General features: G+C 71.5%; 16 protein-coding genes and 1 riboswitch. Of the genes, 10 read left to right on the top strand and 6 right to left on the bottom strand.

All coding sequences use genetic code 11. The features are described from left to right. Positions 1-117 precede the first annotated feature (117 nt). The 4 genes from AB0H37_RS28885 (at position 118) to AB0H37_RS28870 (ending at position 2,856) form a co-directional block, all read left to right on the top strand. The gene (locus AB0H37_RS28885) at positions 118-924 is read left to right on the top strand and encodes a PspA/IM30 family protein (RefSeq protein ID WP_221492988.1); all 807 of its coding nucleotides are present in this window, start codon (positions 118-120) and stop codon (positions 922-924) included. After that, positions 921-1,199 (top strand): hypothetical protein, encoded by a 279-nt coding sequence (locus tag AB0H37_RS28880; protein ID WP_179833723.1) that lies wholly within the window; start codon positions 921-923, stop codon positions 1,197-1,199. The genes AB0H37_RS28885 and AB0H37_RS28880 overlap by 4 nt, the downstream gene beginning before the upstream one ends. Positions 1,200-1,329: 130 nt before the next feature. Continuing rightward, positions 1,330-2,247 (top strand): zinc metalloprotease HtpX, encoded by a 918-nt coding sequence (gene htpX, locus AB0H37_RS28875; protein WP_179833724.1) that lies wholly within the window; start codon positions 1,330-1,332, stop codon positions 2,245-2,247. A gap of 3 nt (positions 2,248-2,250) precedes the next feature. Next, a complete protein-coding gene (locus AB0H37_RS28870) occupies positions 2,251-2,856 on the top strand; it encodes a hypothetical protein (protein WP_329093388.1) in 606 nt (201 codons plus the stop codon). Between the two features lie 24 nt (positions 2,857-2,880). Here AB0H37_RS28870 and nadA read toward each other — a convergent pair whose 3' ends face one another. After that, positions 2,881-4,035 carry a quinolinate synthase NadA gene (nadA, locus tag AB0H37_RS28865; protein WP_329093386.1) on the bottom strand — a complete coding sequence of 385 codons (1,155 nt, stop codon included), beginning with the start codon at positions 4,033-4,035 and terminating at the stop codon, positions 2,881-2,883. 235 nt (positions 4,036-4,270) lie between these two features. On the opposite strand from nadA, the gene AB0H37_RS28860 reads away from it, so the two are divergent. Both AB0H37_RS28860 and AB0H37_RS28855 read left to right on the top strand, forming a co-directional pair. Beyond that, positions 4,271-4,633, top strand: a complete 363-nt coding sequence (locus tag AB0H37_RS28860) for an iron-sulfur cluster assembly accessory protein (RefSeq protein ID WP_329093384.1) — start codon at positions 4,271-4,273, stop codon at positions 4,631-4,633. Positions 4,634-4,841: 208 nt separating this feature from the next. Next, positions 4,842-5,828, top strand: a complete 987-nt coding sequence (locus tag AB0H37_RS28855; RefSeq protein ID WP_329098333.1) for a carbohydrate kinase family protein — start codon at positions 4,842-4,844, stop codon at positions 5,826-5,828. 96 nt (positions 5,829-5,924) lie between these two features. Here AB0H37_RS28855 and AB0H37_RS28850 read toward each other — a convergent pair whose 3' ends face one another. After that, entirely contained in the window at positions 5,925-6,233 is a 309-nt protein-coding gene (locus AB0H37_RS28850) for a sulfurtransferase TusA family protein (RefSeq protein WP_329093382.1), read from the bottom strand. Beyond that, complete coding sequence (locus AB0H37_RS28845; RefSeq protein WP_329093380.1) at positions 6,230-7,408, bottom strand: aminotransferase class V-fold PLP-dependent enzyme; 1,179 nt, start codon at positions 7,406-7,408, stop codon at positions 6,230-6,232. The genes AB0H37_RS28850 and AB0H37_RS28845 overlap by 4 nt, the downstream gene beginning before the upstream one ends. A gap of 250 nt (positions 7,409-7,658) precedes the next feature. On the opposite strand from AB0H37_RS28845, the gene coxB reads away from it, so the two are divergent. The 4 genes from coxB (at position 7,659) to AB0H37_RS28825 (ending at position 11,860) form a co-directional block, all read left to right on the top strand. Beyond that, positions 7,659-8,363 (top strand): cytochrome c oxidase subunit II, encoded by a 705-nt coding sequence (gene coxB, locus AB0H37_RS28840; RefSeq protein ID WP_229809895.1) that lies wholly within the window; start codon positions 7,659-7,661, stop codon positions 8,361-8,363. A gap of 74 nt (positions 8,364-8,437) precedes the next feature. After that, a complete protein-coding gene (ctaD, locus tag AB0H37_RS28835) occupies positions 8,438-10,027 on the top strand; it encodes a cytochrome c oxidase subunit I (protein ID WP_218935797.1) in 1,590 nt (529 codons plus the stop codon). 3 nt (positions 10,028-10,030) lie between these two features. Next, the gene (locus tag AB0H37_RS28830) at positions 10,031-10,441 is read left to right on the top strand and encodes a cytochrome c oxidase subunit 4 (RefSeq protein ID WP_179833731.1); all 411 of its coding nucleotides are present in this window, start codon (positions 10,031-10,033) and stop codon (positions 10,439-10,441) included. A 180-nt stretch (positions 10,442-10,621) separates the two neighbouring features. Beyond that, positions 10,622-11,860: an Ig-like domain-containing protein gene (locus AB0H37_RS28825; protein ID WP_329093378.1), complete on the top strand. Its 1,239-nt coding sequence runs from the start codon at positions 10,622-10,624 to the stop codon at positions 11,858-11,860. Between the two features lie 7 nt (positions 11,861-11,867). Here the strand turns inward: AB0H37_RS28825 and AB0H37_RS28820 are convergent, their stop codons facing one another. Genes AB0H37_RS28820 through AB0H37_RS28810 form a run of 3 tightly spaced genes read right to left on the bottom strand, consistent with a single transcriptional unit; the run spans position 11,868 to position 15,592 of the window. Beyond that, positions 11,868-13,445, bottom strand: coding sequence for a M48 family metallopeptidase (locus tag AB0H37_RS28820; RefSeq protein ID WP_360616381.1), 1,578 nt, complete (start codon positions 13,443-13,445; stop codon positions 11,868-11,870). Beyond that, on the bottom strand, positions 13,442-14,716 hold the full coding sequence (locus AB0H37_RS28815) for a hypothetical protein (RefSeq protein ID WP_329093374.1): 1,275 nt from the start codon (positions 14,714-14,716) through the stop codon (positions 13,442-13,444). The genes AB0H37_RS28820 and AB0H37_RS28815 overlap by 4 nt, the downstream gene beginning before the upstream one ends. A gap of 39 nt (positions 14,717-14,755) precedes the next feature. Beyond that, positions 14,756-15,592: a CHAP domain-containing protein gene (locus AB0H37_RS28810; RefSeq protein ID WP_329093372.1), complete on the bottom strand. Its 837-nt coding sequence runs from the start codon at positions 15,590-15,592 to the stop codon at positions 14,756-14,758. Between the two features lie 9 nt (positions 15,593-15,601). Then, positions 15,602-15,773, bottom strand: a riboswitch (cyclic di-AMP (ydaO/yuaA leader). Between the last annotated feature and the right edge of the window lie 136 nt (positions 15,774-15,909).

Below are 15,909 nucleotides of genomic sequence, written 5' to 3'. Positions count from 1 at the left end.
GCTGCGAACATCGTGGCTGCCTCGCGCGTTAACGCGTAGGGTGATAAGAACCCCAGCAGTGGTCATTGAGCCCAGTTCACGACTGAGGCGACAGCACGAAGGGACCGGCGCCGCGCGATGAGCGTGATGAAGCGAATGTCGATGATCTTCAAGTCCAAGGCGAACAAGGCCCTGGACCGGATGGAAGACCCTCGGGAGACCCTCGATTACTCCTACCAGCGCCAGCTGGAGATGCTGCAGAAGGTCCGTCGCGGGGTCGCCGACGTCGCCACCTCGCGCAAGCGTCTCGAGTTGCAGATCAACCAGCTCGAACAGCAGCAGAGCAAGCTGACCGACCAGGGCAAGAAGGCGCTGCAGGTGGGCCGCGAGGATCTCGCCCGCGAGGCGCTGACCCGCCGCTCCGGCCTGGAGAGCCAGCTGGGGGACCTGCGCGGGCAGTACCAGCAGTTGCAGGGCGAGGAGGAGAAGCTCACGCTCGCCTCCCAGCGCCTGCAGGCCAAGGTCGACTCCTTCCGCACCCGCAAGGAGACGATCAAGGCGACCTACACGGCCGCCGAGGCGCAGACCAAGATCAACGAAGCGTTCTCCGGCATCTCCGAGGAGATGGGCGACGTCGGCCTGGCGATCCAGCGCGCCGAGGAGAAGACCGACACGATGAAGGCCCGCGCCGGCGCGATCGACGAGCTGCTGGCCTCCGGCGCCCTGGAGGACTTCTCCGGTCCCAAGGACGACATCCAGGCCGAGCTCGACCGGATGGGCTCCGGCCCCGGCGTCGACATGGAGCTGGAACGTCTCAAGGCCGAACTCGGCCAGGGCCCCGCCCCCAAGGAGCTGAACCAGGGCTCGCCGACCGCCCAGCCGCACCAGCAGCAGGACACCCCCCAGCAGGCCCCGTGGCCGCAGAACCCCGGGGGTGCCCAGTGATCGTCCGCCTGATGGGCGAGGGCCAGCTGGACGTGGCCGAGGAGGACCTTTCCTCGCTCAACACCCTCGACGCCGAGCTGGAGTCGGCGATCGAGTCGGGCGACGAGTCCGCGTTCCGCACCGCGCTGCACGCCCTGCTGGACAACGTCCGCAAGGTGGGCAGGCCGCTGGCGGCGGACAGCCTGGAGCCGTCCGAGCTCATCCTGCCCCCGGCGGACGCGCACATCGACGAGGTGCGCTCCATGCTGGGGGACGAGGGCCTCATCCCGGACTGACCGGCGGGGGCTCGGGCCGCCACCGGGACGACTCCGCGCGGGTCCGGTCGCGTTATGGACATCCAGGCACAAAACCCGCGCCTTGTGCGTTCGTACAAGTGAAGAGGAGCAAGAACTGGGGGGTGGCTGGATGGCCAGGACGCGTTACGCCTCCGACCGGGGGCTGACATCGCGGATGCTCGTGACGATGTTCCTGCTGGGGCTGGTCTACGTCGTCTTCGTGGGGGCCTTCTTCGTCTTCGTGCCGAAGTGGGCCGGCGTCGCGCTGGTCTTCGCGGTGCTGTTCCTCGTCGCCCAGTACTTCTTCTCCGACCGGATGACGCTGTTCGCCATGCACGGCCGGGTCGTCTCCCCTCAGGAGGCGCCCGAGCTGCACGGTGTCATCGACCGCATCTGCGCGATGTCGGACGCCCCGAAGCCGCGGGTCGCGATCGCCGACACCGACGTCCCGAACGCGTTCGCCACCGGCCGCAACCAGAAGAAGGCCGTCGTCTGCGTCACCACCGGCCTCCTGCGCCGGCTCGACCCGGTCGAGCTGGAGGGCGTGCTCGCGCACGAGATGGCGCACGTCGCGCACAAGGACGTCGCGGTCATGACGATCGCCTCGTTCCTGGGCATCCTCGCCGGCCTGATCACCCGGTTCGGGCTCCAGTGGGGCCTGTGGGGCGGGTTCGGGCGACGCAGCAACGACCAGAACACCGGGCTGATCCTGCTCGCCGTCGTCGCGGCCAGCGCGCTCGCCTACGCGGTCAGCTTCCTGCTCACCCGGGCGCTGTCGCGCTACCGCGAGCTGTCGGCCGACCGCGCCGCCGCTCTGCTGACCGGCCGCCCCTCCGCCCTGGCCAGCGCGCTGACGAAGGTCAGCGGCGAGATCGCGCGGATCCCGACCAACGACCTGCGCTCCTCGCAGGCGTTCAACGCGTTCTTCTTCACCCCGGCGCTCGGCCGGGGCTTCAGCGTCTCCTCGCTGTTCTCCACCCACCCGTCGCTGGACCGGAGGCTCGCGCAGCTGTCGAAGATCTCCGAGCAGCTCAGCAGGGGAGTGTGATCCGTGGGGTTCCTGGACACCCTGCTCGGCCGGTCCAAGCCGGCCAAGCCCGACCTCGACCAGATCTTCGGGCTGTCGACCGCGGCGGTCACCCTGGAGGCGGCGACCGGGTTCACCCCGACCGGGCTCGGCTCGGTGTGCTTCCGCGCGGCCGAGGGCGGCGCGTTCGCGCGGCTCCAGGCCGACGTCCAGGAACTGCTGGACGCCGACGAGGGGCCCAGGGTCCAGATCAGCAACGACGACTACGGCTACACGTGGCTGCTCGCCGAGCAGCGGCCCGACCAGCTGCCCGACCTCGTCACCGACCTGCACGCGGTGAACGCGACGCTGGAGGCGGGCGGGTTCGGCCCGCACCTGCTGTGCTCCCTGGTCGGTTTCCAGGGGCCCGACGGCCGCCGCCTGGCGCTCGTCTACCTCTACAAGCGCGGAACCTTCTACCCCTTCGCGCCGCTCCCCGGAGCCGCGTCGCACTCCGATGGCCACGCCTCGCCGTCGCCTCAGCGAGACAACGCGCTTGAGCTCCAGGTGCGCGGCGCGATCGGCGCGGACCTGCGGTTCGAGCAGGACCTCGGCCGGTGGTTCCCCGTCTGGGGCGCCCCCGGCCTGTGATCCCGCCTGCCCGCCCGCGCCCGGTCAGGGCAGGGCGAGCATCTGGTCGAGGGCGACCCGGGCGTGGTGCGCGGTCTCCTCGTCCACCTCGATGACGTTCTCGACCTTCCCGGCGGCCAGCGACTCCAGCGACAGCACCAGGTGCGGCAGGTCGATCCGGTTCATCGTCGAGCAGTAGCAGACGGCCTTGTCGAGGAACATGACGTTCTTGTCCGGGTGCGCGTTCGCCAGCCGCCGCACGAGGTTCAGTTCCGTCCCCACGGCCCAGGACGATCCGGGCTCGGCGGCCTCGATCGCCTTGATGATGTACTCGGTCGAGCCGATCAGGTCGGCGGCCGTGACGACCTCGTGCCGGCACTCCGGGTGGACGAGGACGTTCACCCCCGGCACCCGCGCGCGGACGTCGTCCACCGACTCCTTGGTGAACCGGCCGTGCACCGAGCAGTGCCCCCGCCAGAGGATCATCTTGGCGTCCCGCAGCTGCCCCTGCGTGAGGCCGCCCTCGCGGCGGTGCGGGCTGTAGACGACGCAGTCGTCCAGCGACAGGCCCATCTCCAGGACCGCCGTGTTGCGGCCGAGGTGCTGGTCGGGCAGGAACAGGACCTTCTTGCCCTTGCCGTAGGCCCAGTCGAGGGCGCGCCTCGCGTTGGACGAGGTGCACACCACCCCGCCGTGCCGCCCGACGAAGCCCTTGATGTCGGCCGAGGAGTTCATGTAGGTGACGGGGACGACGTCGTCCGCGATCCCGGCGTCCTCCAGGACGTCCCAGCACTCCTCGACCTGGTCGAAGGTCGCCATGTCGGCCATCGAGCAGCCGGCGCCGAGGTCGGGCAGGATCACCTGCTGGTGGGCGGCGGTCAGGATGTCGGCCGACTCGGCCATGAAGTGGACGCCGCAGAACACGATGTAGGGCGCCTCGGGGCGGGCCGCGGCACGCTGGGCCAGCTTGAACGAGTCGCCGGTCACGTCCGCGAACTGGATGACCTCGTCGCGCTGGTAGTGGTGGCCGAGCACGAACACGCGGTCGCCGAGCGCCGCCTTGGCGGCGCGGGCCCGCTCGACGAGGGCGGGGTCGGACGCCGCCGGCAGGTCGCCGGGGCAGTCCACGCCGCGTTCGCTCGCGGGGTCGGCGCCGCTGCCGAGCAGCAGCAGCGGTAGGTCGCGCACTGGGGTGGTCACGGCGGTCTCCCTTCGCGACGGGACTTATCGTCGCTTTGACGACTAATGATGGCACAGACGACGGGGGGTTGGCGGTGTGACGTAGACCGCACCCGCACGGGGCGTGAACACCGCCGAGAAGCGGAATGGCCATGTAGCGAGGTACGTTGTCCTACGGGAAGAGGCATGAGACGTCTTCGAGGACAAGCGACAGTCCGCCGCTAGCGCGGCGCAGCGAGACCCGGGAGCTGAACACATGACGGTTTCAGGCGAGACCACGCAGGAGACCACGCAGCAGGGCGTCGTCCTCACCGACGCCGCCGCCGAGAAGGCCAAGGGCCTGCTTGAGCAGGAGGGCCGCGATGACCTTGCGCTGCGTGTCGCCGTGCAGCCGGGCGGCTGCTCCGGCCTGATCTACCAGCTCTTCTTCGACGAGCGGGAGATGGACGGAGACCAGATCCAGGAGTTCGACGGCCTGTCGGTGCGCGTCGACCGGATGAGCGCGCCCTACCTCACGGGCGCCACCATCGACTTCGTCGACTCGATCGAGAAGCAGGGCTTCACGATCGACAACCCGAACGCGTCGGGTTCCTGCGCCTGCGGCGACTCCTTCAACTGACGCGCGCCGGGCGCGCCGACACCGGTCGAGCGTAAGGCCCAGGAGGGGCGGTCAGGGCCATGGGTCCGGACCGCCCCTCAAGGCTGCCCTGGGGCGATGACGCGACGAACTGTCGTGAGGCGGCGATGTGTGGTGCGATGGTGAGTACCCTGACGGGTTCGAACAGCCGGTGAAACAGCCGGACGACCACGACGAGGAGAGCGACGCCGTGCGCATCGCCGTGACCGGTTCCATTGCGACCGACCATCTGATGACCTTCCCTGGAAGGTTCACCGACCAGCTCCTGCCCGACCAGCTCGACCGGGTGTCGTTGTCCTTCCTGGTGGACGAGCTGGATATCCGCCGCGGCGGCATCGCCGCCAACATCTGCTTCGGCATGGGCAGCCTCGGCAAGGAGTCCATCCTCGTCGGGTCCGTCGGCAACGACTTCGCCGACTACCGCTCCTGGCTCGAACGGCACACGGTCGACACCGCCTCGGTGCACGTGTCCGAGATCCACCACACCGCGCGGTTCCTGTGCACCACCGACCAGGACCAGAACCAGATCGCCACGTTCTACGCCGGCGCGATGAGCGAGGCCCGCTCCATCGAACTGCGGCCCGTGGCCGACCGCGTCGGCGGCCTCGACCTCGTCGTCGTGAGCCCGAACGACCCCGAGGCGATGCTGCGGCACACCGACGAGTGCCGCGGCCGCGGCGTCCCGTTCGCCGCCGACCCCTCCCAGCAGCTCGCCCGGATGGACGGCGCCGACGTCCGCCGCCTCATCGACGGCGCCGCCTACCTGTTCAGCAACGAGTACGAGAAGGCCCTGGCCGAGGAGAAGACGGGCTGGTCGGGGGAGGAGATCCTGTCCCGCGTCGGCGTCCGCGTCACCACCCTCGGCGCCAAGGGCGTCGTCATCGACCGCAAGGGCGAGGAGGGCGTGCACGTCCCCTGCGTCCAGGTCGACTCCGTCGTCGACCCGACCGGCGTCGGCGACGCGTTCCGCGCCGGCTTCCTGTCGGCGACCGCCTGGGACCTGCCGCTCGAACGCGCAGCCCAGGTCGGAAACGCCATCGCCGCGCACGCCCTCGAAGCCGCCGGGCCGCAGGAGTACACCCTCGGCCGCCGCGCGTTCCTCGACCGCTTCGCGGCCGCCTACGGCGCCGACGCCGCGGCCGACATCGAGCCCCACGTCGCCTGCCCGACCCCGTAGGCACGCTCGCCCCCGCAAGCCCGCCCGTGACACGGGCACACGGAGAAGGCCGCGCCGGACCGGCGCGGCCTTCCCTTTTTCCGGCTTCTCGCGCGCCTAGTACGTGCGGCGGATGTGGAAGCCCCAGCCGCCCTGCTGGAGGGTCTCCTCGCGGACGAAGTCCTGGGACTTCATGCGGCACCAGGCGGGGACGTCGGTGCGGGCGGCGGCGTCGTCGGCGAGGACGGCGACGACCTGCCCGACCGGGACCTCCCGGATCCGCTCGGCCAGCATGATGATCGGGATGGGGCACTTGCGGCCGAGCGCGTCGATGACGAGCACGGGCGGCGGGCCCGCCTGCTCCGCGGGGGGCGGCGCCGCGTCCACGGGCGGTGTGCCGGTCCTGGCGCGGCCTCGGAACCTCATGGGCGCGACCGCCTCCCTGTCTCGAAGGTGTTCATCGTCGTCCGGCGGAGACGGGCGACGGCGTCGGGGAGCGCGGCGAGGAAGCGGCCGACGGCCTCCGAACCGACGCCTCGCGGCAGCGATACCCGCACGTTCCCATGCGTAATCACTCCCATCGCCTCCAGCACATGGCTCGGACGCAGCGTATCCGCCGTGCAGGAGCTGCCGGAGGAAACGGCGAAACCCAGCCGGTCGAGTTCGGTCAGCAGCGCCTCGCCCTCCACGTACAGGCACGAGAACGTCACCAGGTGGGGGAGCCGGCGCACCGGGTCGCCGATCACCTCGACGTCGGGGACGCTCCGCGGTACCTCCGTCCGGATGCGGTCCACCAGAGCGGAGACGCGCGGCGCGTCCGCGGCCATGTCGGCGCGGTAGGCCACCAGCGCGGCCGCGGCCGCCGCGATGGCGGGGACGTTCTCGAACCCGGGGACGCGGCGCGCCTCGCGCTCGTCGTCCGGCAGCGGCGAGCGCCACCGGGTGCCCTTGCGGACGGCGAGCACGCCGACGCCGGCGGGGCCGCCCCACTTGTGGGCGCTGCCGGCGAGGAAGGACCACCCGCCGGGGACGTCGGCCCGCCCGAGGGACTGCGCCGCGTCGACGAACAGCGGCACGCCGGCCGCGCGGCAGGCCCGCGCGACCTCCTCGACGGGCTGGAGGGTGCCGACCTCGTGGTTGGCCGACTGCAGGCAGGCCAGCGCGGTGTCGGGGCGCAGCGCCGCGGCGAACTCCGCGGCGTCGACACGCCCGGTCCGGTCGACGCCGACGAGGGTGACCTCGCCGCCGTCGCGCTCGTGCAGCTCGGCGGCGTGCAGGACGCTGGAGTGCTCGACGGCGCTCGCCACCAGGTGCCGCCCGGTGCGCCGGCGCGCCTGGAGCCCCCCGAGGACCGCCAGGTGCACCGCCTGGGTGCCCGAGGACGTGAACGACACCTCGTCGGCACGGGCGCCCAGGACGCCGGCGACACGCGCGCGTGCCCGGTCGAGCACCAGCCGGGTGCCGCGGGCCGCCCCGTACAGGCGGGCGGGATCGGCCCAGGCCGCGTCCAGCGCCTCCAGCAGGGCGGCCCGCGCCGCCGGGTGCGGCGGCTCGGTCGACGCGGCGTCGAAATAGCCGTCCGGAGTGCTCGGTCCTGCCACGTGAGAACAGTAACCGGGCACCCGATCGGGGGTTCGCGCGACCCTCGCGCTAGGGTGTCCACCACACGTGTAAACACCGATCTCTCCGCCCGGCCGACCGGGCTTTCATCCGTGGGGAAGGCATTCCGTGAGTCCGACCCGCTCTAGGGAGCGGCGTACGCCTGTGCGCAGTCGCCGCGCATTGAAAAGCGCCGGCGCGCTAGGGTTGCTGGCGCTCTCCGCCACCGCGTGCAGCGGCAGCCGTCTGGGCATGCCCGAGCCGATCAGCGTCCAGGGCGAGCGCATGCTGAAGCTCTGGCAGGGCTCCTGGATCGCGGCGTTCGCGGTCGGGGCCGTGGTCTGGGGCCTGATCATCTGGGCGGTGCTGTTCCACCGCAAGCGCTCCAACGACCTGCCGCCGCAGGTCCGCTACAACATGCCGATCGAGATCCTCTACACGGCGGTCCCGTTCGTCATCATCGCGGTCCTGTTCTACTTCACCGCGAGGGACGAGAACTTCGTCGAGAAGACCACCAAGGATCCCGCGGTGGTCGTCGACGTGGTCGGGTTCCAGTGGAGCTGGCAGTTCGACTACAAGGAGAAGGACGCCACGGGCAAGGAGAAGACGGTCGCCTCCGTCGTCGGCCAGCCCGTCGCCCCGAACGGGCCCGCTCCCGCCAAGCCGGTGATGACGATCCCCTCGGGCAAGACGGTGCGGGTGCGGCTGCACGCCAACGACGTCATCCACTCGTTCTGGGTGCCGGCACTGATCTACAAGAAGGACGTCATGCCGGGCTACACCAACGAGTTCGAGTTCACGGCGAACAAGCTCGGCACCTATGAGGGCCGCTGCGCCGAGCTCTGCGGCGTCGACCACAGCCGGATGCTGTTCCAGCTCAAGGTCGTGACGCCGGAGCAGTACCAGAAGTTCATCGCCGATTCGAAGCAAGCACTGGCCGCGGGAGGTGTCAAGTGACCGCGACGAGTCACGCACCGAGCGCGCCGATCGCCGCGCCGCGGACGAGCAAGGGGCGCATCATCGCCTCCTGGATGTCGTCCACCGACCACAAGGTGATCGGCTACCTCTACCTGATCACCTCGTTCGTGATGTTCCTGTTCGGCGGCGTGCTCGCGCTGCTGATCCGGATGGAGCTGTTCGAGCCGGGTCTGCAGTTCGTCAGCAACGAGCAGTACAACCAGCTGTTCACCATGCACGGCACGATCATGCTGCTGATGTTCGCGACGCCGCTGTTCGCGGGCTTCACCAACGTCATCATGCCGCTGCAGATCGGCGCGCCCGACGTGGCGTTCCCCCGGCTGAACATGCTGGCGTACTGGCTGTTCCTGTTCGGCAGCCTGATCGTCATCGCGGGCTTCCTGACCCCGGGCGGCGCGGCCAGCTTCGGCTGGTTCGCCTACGCCCCGCTGTCGGACGCGGTCCGCTCGCCGGGCGTCGGCGGCGACATGTGGGTGATGGGCCTGGCGATGTCGGGCTTCGGCACCATCATGGGCGCGGTCAACTTCATCACCACGATCCTGTGCATGCGCGCGCCGGGCATGACGATGTTCCGGATGCCGATCTTCACCTGGAACGCGCTGCTGACCTCGATCCTCGTCCTGCTGGCGTTCCCGGTCCTCGCCGCCGCGCTGCTGGCGCTGGAGGCCGACCGCAAGCTCGGCGCGCACATCTTCGACGCCGCGCACGGCGGGGCGCTGCTGTGGCAGCACCTGTTCTGGTTCTTCGGCCACCCGGAGGTCTACATCATCGCCTTGCCGTTCTTCGGCATCGTGACCGAGATCCTCCCGGTGTTCAGCCGCAAGCCCGTCTTCGGCTACATCGGCCTGGTCTTCGCGACCATCACCATCGCGGGCCTGTCCATCACCGTGTGGGCGCACCACATGTTCGTCACCGGCCAGGTGCTGCTGCCGTTCTTCTCCTTCATGACGTTCCTCATCGCCGTTCCCACGGGGGTGAAGTTCTTCAACTGGGTGGGGACCATCTGGCGAGGGCAGTTGACGTTCGAGTCGCCGATGCTGTGGTCGCTGGGCTTCCTCGTGACCTTCCTGTTCGGCGGGCTCACCGGCGTCATCCTGGCGTCGCCGCCGATGGACTTCCAGCTGTCGGACTCCTACTTCGTCGTGGCGCACTTCCACTACGTCGTGTTCGGCACCGTGGTGTTCGCGATGTTCGCCGGCTTCTACTTCTGGTGGCCGAAGTGGACCGGCAAGATGCTGAACGACACCCTCGGCAAGATCCACTTCTGGCTGCTGTTCATCGGCTTCCACGGCACGTTCCTGCTCCAGCACTGGCTGGGCGCCGCGGGCATGCCGCGCCGGTACGCGGACTACCCGAGCGAGTTCCACGGGCTGAACGAGATCTCCAGCATCTTCTCGTTCGTGCTCGGCGCGTCGATGCTGCCGTTCTTCTACAACCTCTACATCACGTGGAAGCGGGGCACGCGCGTCGAGGTCGACGACCCGTGGGGCTACTCCAACTCGCTGGAGTGGGCGACGTCCTGCCCGCCGCCGCGGCACAACTTCAACTCGATCCCGAAGATCCGTTCCGAGCGGCCGGCGTTCGACCTGCACCACCCGCACGTGGGTGCCAAGGGCGAGCTGGCCGGGGCGAAGGGGGAGTAGCCGATGCGCGTCCAGGCGTTCATGTTCTACGGGTGCGCGGTCTTCTTCCTCGCCACCGACGTCGTGTACTGGCTCTGGTCCAACGACTGGACGGGCACGACGGCGCTCGCGCTCGCGGTCGGCCTCGCCGGGCTCATCGGCTTCTACATCCACTTCACGGTGCGGCGCCTTGAGCGCGCCAACGCGGGGCCGCTGTACGAGGACGACCCGGAAGGCGAGATCGCGGACGCGGCGGGCGAGCTGGGGTTCTTCAGCCCGCACAGCTGGTGGCCGCTGTTCGTCGCGCTGTCGGCCACGGCCGTGGCGCTCGGCGTCGTGTTCGGCTGGTGGCTGGTGATCCTCGGTGCCGCCGCCGCGATCCTCACGTCGGTCGGTCTGGTGTTCGAGTACTATCGGGGTCATTTCGCCCACTGATCAGTAAAAGAACCCCATCGGGGGCCGGTGTCCGCTTTTTTGCGGGTACCGGCCCTTTCACACACTGGGTGCCGTTCCAGCGACCGGGCTGGGCAGCGGCCTGAGCCCAGTGGAGCGACCGGGGGGGTCCACATGCGGGTGAGCGGCTCAAGACCGGGTGGCCGAGGGCGGTGTGCCGCAGTGCTGGTCGGCGGCGGCGTGCTCGTCGGGGCCGGCGTGGTGGCGTGTTCCGGAGGCGGCGCGCCGGACGGCGGGGACGCGGTGAAGCTGGAGGTGTCGCCGGGCGGGGGCGGCGGGAAGCTGCGGCCGGACAGCCCCATCGCCGTCGAGGCACGGCAGGGCACGATCGAGAACGTGACGGTGGCGACGAAGGACGGCTTGGTCGAGGGGGACCTGAACGCCGACAAGACGCAGTGGCGGTCCCGGTGGACGCTGAAGCCGGGCACGGCGTACACGGTCGACGCCACCGCCCTCGGCCAGGACGGCCGGACCCGCACGGTCCGCAGCGGCTTCTCCACGGCCGAGGTGAAGAAGACCAACGACGTCACGATCGAGGCGCCGTTCCACAAGGAGACCGTCGGCGTCGGCATCCCGATCATCGTGCACTTCGCCCGTGCGGTGAAGGACCGGGCGGCCGTCGAGCGGGCCCTGGAGGTCACGGCCGACAAGACCGTCGAGGGCGCCTGGAGCTGGTTCGGCAGTCAGGAAGTGGTCTTCCGGACGAAGAGCTTCTGGCCGGCCCAGACGAAGGTGTCGTTCCAGGCGCACCTGAGCGGTGTGCGCACCGGGCAGGGCGTGTACGGCGGTAAGGACTACGGCGTCGACTTCAAGGTCGGCGACTCGCATGTCGCCACGGCCGGCGAGGACAGCCACAAGATGGTCGTGAAGGTCAACGGCAAGAAGGCCCGCACGATCCCGACGAGCATGGGGCGCGGCGGGGAGCGCAAGTACACCACCACCAACGGGGTCCACCTCGCCATGGGCAAGGAGGACCCGACCGTCATGACGTCGGACTGGGACGGCTGCGGACCCGGCTGCGCCGGGTACTACAGCCTGACCGTCTACAAGTCGGTGCGGATCTCCGACAGCGGCGAGTACGTCCACAGCGCGCCGTGGTCGGTGGGCTCCCAGGGGAGCGAGAACGTCAGCCACGGCTGCATCAACGTCAGCCCGTCCAACGCCAAGTGGTTCTACAACCTCGCCCAGCGAGGCGACCCCATCACGGTGACCGGCAGCGACCGGCAGCTGGAGGCGGAGAACGGCTGGGGGTACTGGCAGGTGAAGTGGCAGAACTGGGTGAAGGGCAGCGCGCTGAAGCGGTCGGTCACGACGGCTCCGCACGTGGACGCGGCGACCCTGTCGGCACAGCGGGGCGCCAAGCCCAAGGCGCCGGAGAAGCAGCGGGCCGAGGGCAACTGAGCGGCGGCTAGCGAAGGGGCGGCGGGGCCTGGACGTGGTGCAGGCGCGCCCAGTCGCGGGCCATGGCGATCCTGTCGGGCCCCGCGGGGTGCGTGAGCCACAGCAGGTACTCCGCGGTGTCGGGGTTCAGGTCGGAGATGTTGCGCACGGACAGCGCGTGCTGCATCGACACGAACGTCGACGGGTCGCGGGTGAGGTCCAGCGCGTGCGCGTCGGCGCGAGCCTCGATGCGGCGGCTCACGAGGTTCTGGACGGGGGCGGCGAGCGTCGTCCCGGCCGTCACGAGCGCGAGGAGGAGCGCTACGGACCTCGGATCGGCCGCCCCGCCGCCGCGGCGCGCGTCCGGTCCCGTCCCGCCGGAGCCGGGCACGCCGGGATCGAGCCCGGCGCGCCGCAGCAGGCGCGGGGACGTCATCAGCAGGTACAGCAGGCACAGGGCCCCGGCCACACCGAGCGCGCCCACGAGCGTGCCCCACAGCACGTCGTCGCGTTTGGCGTGGCCGAGCTCGTGCCCGACGATGGACTCGACCTGGGCGGGCGGCGACTTCAGCAGCGTGTCGTAGAGCACGATGCGGCGCGTGGAGCCGAACCCGGAGACGTAGGCGTTCAGCGACGTCGTCCTGCGGGACGCGTCCGCGACGAGGACGTCCTCGACGGGCACGCCGTCCCGCCGGGCCATCGCCAGCAGGTCGCTGCGCAGCGGCCCGGCCGGCAGCGAGTGGAACCTGTTGAACACCGGCTCCACGGCGAGCGGGTAGACGAACGAGGCGAAGACGACGAGGACGAACCCGCCCACGGCGGCGCCGGTCCACCAGTAGCGCGGGAAGCGGCGGGTGAGGGCGTAGAGCAGCAGCAGGGCGATCGTGTAGATGACCCACGTGACGGCGAGGGACTTCGCCTGGTCGACGAGCCACGCGGGCCAGCTCTGCGTGGACAGCCCGTACCGGCGCAGCACGGACTCGCTCCAGATGTCGAACGGCAGCCCGGCGACGCGCAGGAGCGTGGTCACGGCGAGGACGGCGAGGATGATGCGCAACGGCCAGCGGCGGAGGCGCTCCGGGGGGTGTGGGGGGTCGTCCCCCCTCGGGAGGGATGGCCGGCGGCGAAGGCGCTCCGGGGGGTGTGGGGGGTCGTCCCCCCTCGGGGGGGACGGCCGGCGGCGGAGGCGGTTCGGGGGGTGTGGGGGGTCGTCCTCCGTCGAAAGGATCGGCCTGCGTCTGGGCTTGGCGGTGGCCCAGCCGATGAAACGGGCGCCCAGCGGCGTGAAGCCCAGCACCAGGATCAGGGCGAGGCCGACGAGGAGCCCGGTGTAGGCGGGCGGGTTGACGGCCGAGTCGAACGCCCGGGAACGGGCGATCTCGGCGGGGGTGAAGTCCAGCGCGGGGTCGGGTGTCACGCGCCCGCCGGGGACGTGTCCGGGCAGCGGGTTCCACGGTGTGGTCCTGGCGAGGACGGCCGCGACCCCGGCGAAGAGCACGGCGGCGGTGACGGCGGCGGCGATCCGGGGCCGCCGCGCGGGGGCGGCGCCGGGAGCCCCCGCGGCGGCGCGCTCGGCGCGGTCCTCGTCGGTCTCCGCCTCGCTCATGCGAGCTCCTCCTTCACGTAGTCGCGCCAGAGTGCGGTGAAGCGCTCCCGCGTGAGGCCGAGCACGTCGCGCAGGGCCGTGGCCTCCGGGGCGCGCCCCGCGGCCCGGTAGAGCCGAACCAGCGCCGCCTCACCGTACCGGTCGGCGACCATCCGGCAGGCGAGCCAGGCCTCCTGGTAGGCCTGGGAGAGGCGGGGGGAGCCGCCGGCGAAGGCGCCGGCGGCGGGCAGCGCGGACGGCGTGCGCCCGGCGGAGACCTCGCGGCGCAGCTCGCCGGCCGCCGACCGGGTGCTGATCTTGACGTGCCGGTAGCCGACGTAGTCCGCGAAGCCCTCGATCAGCCACAGCGGCGTGCGCCGGTCGCGTGCGCCGCCGGTGGCGACGTGGGTCAGCTCGTGGGCGAGGACGACGTCGCGGCCGAGTTCGTTGAGGCGGCCGAAGGTACCGGGGGAGACGATGACGCGGTCCTCACCGCGGCCGCCCCCGGCGGCCGGGGCCACGGTGGCGAGCGCGGCGATCTGGCCGAGGCTCTGCCCGGGGCCTGCGAGCGCGGAGGCGAGGGTCGCGTCGGCGGGGACGAGCGCGACGACCCGCTGCGCCCACCCCTTGCCGACCACGGACGTGACGCCCGGGACGGCCGCGTCCAGCCGCCTGGCGATGCCGTCGAGGCCGGCGCCGTCCCCGATGACGAGGCCGGCGCGGCCCCTGACCACCGTCAGGGGGCCGCAGTCCCAGATGTCGGTGTCGTCGGCGAGGCCGCGGGACGTCCCGTCGCCGACGATCGTCCACGTCCCGGCGCGCGGGGCCAGGGTGAGGTAGCGGGTGCGGGCCACGTCGCTCCGGTCGAAGCCGCGCAGCCGGTAGCGCACCTCGACGCGGACGACGGCGGTCCCGCCGTCCACGGCCTCGGTCGTGACGATGCGCTCCCGCCAGCCTTCCAGGGGGAGCTTCCGGAGGTTCCCGTACACGCGGGACTGGGCGTCCTGGAAGGCGGCGGGGGCGTCGCCCACCGTGGCGAGGAACGCCATGCGGTCGCCGTCGCGGACGGCGCGGGCGCGGTTGGTGAGAACGGCGGCGGCCGTGTCCGGGCTGAAGGTCCCGGCGGCCCGGGAGGTGGGGCCGCCGGGCGCGCCGGCGCCCGCCGCCCCGCCGCCGGAGCGCGCGCCCGCCAGGCCGGCGCCGCCGGCGAGGAGGACGCCGATCCCGCCCGCGCCGAGGGCGAGGACCCTGCGCCGCGTCACGGGGGCGTCCTGCCCGGGGCCTTCCTCCATGGGCGCGATCCTATGCAGGGCGCGGGACGGGGGGCGCCGTCACGACCGGTAGTCCGGGTAGCCGTAGCCGACGACGACGTCTGTGGAACGTTCCCTTACGCGGACGGCGTTGTCGGTGTTGCCCTCGACGGTCTCGATCGTGCCGTCGTCGACCTTCTTGATCACCATGCCGACGTGCTGGATGTCGTCGACGGACTCGCCGCCGTCCCACGCGAAGAAGACGATCGCGCCGGGCCTCGGCTCGGTGCCCCAGCGGCCGTGCTCCTGGAACCAGCGGGCGTGGGCGACCGTCCAGGCGTCGCTGCCGATCTGGTCGGTGAAGCCGATCTGCTCGCCCACCCAGGAGACGAACATGTCGCACCAGTTCGCGTCCCCGTAGCCGCCGAGGGAGCCGCCGTCGCGCGCGAGCGTCTCCTGCGCGCGGGACGTGGCCATGTACCACTCCTGGAACTTGGTCTCGCCGCCGCCGTCCTCCTCGACGCCCACCTGCGAGCGGGCGAGCCTGATGGCCTGCGCGGCGGTGGGCCGTGACTTCGCGGCGGCCTTCGCGGAGGTCGTCGCCTGCGGCCGCTCGGGCCGGTCCTTCTTCTTCGCCGGGGCCTTCGGGCCGGTGGTCTCGGGCTCGTCCTCGGACGAGCGCCGGGACGTGAGCCTGGACGGGTCGCCGTGCGCCGTCAGGCCCGGGGCCAGGTCGGCCGCGGCGGCGGGCCGGGCCGGGGCGGAACCGAACGGCAGGACCGACGCCTGGGCGGTGGCCGCGGCGGTGCCGATCACGGCGGCGCCGACGACCACGCCGCCGGTCGTCCGCCACGTGAGGGACAGGGAGTTCGGCTTGCGGTGCCTGCCGGGGGTCTTCTTGCAGTGCGAGCGTGGCACGGGGGGATCTCCTCGACTTCCATGCCGCCTACCGGGTTAGCTGACGGGTTCGGGCGTGGAAGCCGCCCTACGGCCCGTGAAGGCAGGCCGCTTCACCCCAAAAAGGACGCAGTGGGTCCCCGGTTCCACGACGGCCGCGCATGCAGGGCACGGCGGTCCGCGGACTCGGCGGTGACGTGCCCGGGGGCGGGCACGCCGGTTCGGATGGGGAATCTCGGCGGGCGCGGACGCCCGCGGAGTGCAGGGGGTGGGGGCGTGGCCGCTCGGACGGAGAAGGCGTGGGGCGACCGTTGCCCGGCAATGGCGGCCGGTAAGCG

Source organism: Actinomadura sp. NPDC023710, assembly GCF_040639875.1.
Classification (GTDB): domain Bacteria; phylum Actinomycetota; class Actinomycetes; order Streptosporangiales; family Streptosporangiaceae; genus Spirillospora; species Spirillospora citrea.
Note: the sequence above shows the minus strand (reverse complement) of the source record. Positions and strands in the feature narration are given on the sequence as shown.

What these genes read in the sequence shown, in the direction of transcription:
- AB0H37_RS28885 (WP_221492988.1), top strand. Translation starts at nt 118, where the DNA reads ATGAGCGTGATGAAGCGAATGTCGATGATCTTCAAGTCCAAGGCGAAC.
- htpX (WP_179833724.1), top strand. Translation starts at nt 1,330, where the DNA reads ATGGCCAGGACGCGTTACGCCTCCGACCGGGGGCTGACATCGCGGATG.
- AB0H37_RS28860 (WP_329093384.1), top strand. Translation starts at nt 4,271, where the DNA reads ATGACGGTTTCAGGCGAGACCACGCAGGAGACCACGCAGCAGGGCGTC.
- AB0H37_RS28850 (WP_329093382.1), bottom strand. Translation starts at nt 6,233, where the DNA reads ATGAGGTTCCGAGGCCGCGCCAGGACCGGCACACCGCCCGTGGACGCG.
- coxB (WP_229809895.1), top strand. Translation starts at nt 7,659, where the DNA reads ATGCCCGAGCCGATCAGCGTCCAGGGCGAGCGCATGCTGAAGCTCTGG.
- ctaD (WP_218935797.1), top strand. Translation starts at nt 8,438, where the DNA reads ATGTCGTCCACCGACCACAAGGTGATCGGCTACCTCTACCTGATCACC.
- AB0H37_RS28830 (WP_179833731.1), top strand. Translation starts at nt 10,031, where the DNA reads ATGCGCGTCCAGGCGTTCATGTTCTACGGGTGCGCGGTCTTCTTCCTC.
- AB0H37_RS28820 (WP_360616381.1), bottom strand. Translation starts at nt 13,445, where the DNA reads ATGAGCGAGGCGGAGACCGACGAGGACCGCGCCGAGCGCGCCGCCGCG.
- AB0H37_RS28815 (WP_329093374.1), bottom strand. Translation starts at nt 14,716, where the DNA reads ATGGAGGAAGGCCCCGGGCAGGACGCCCCCGTGACGCGGCGCAGGGTC.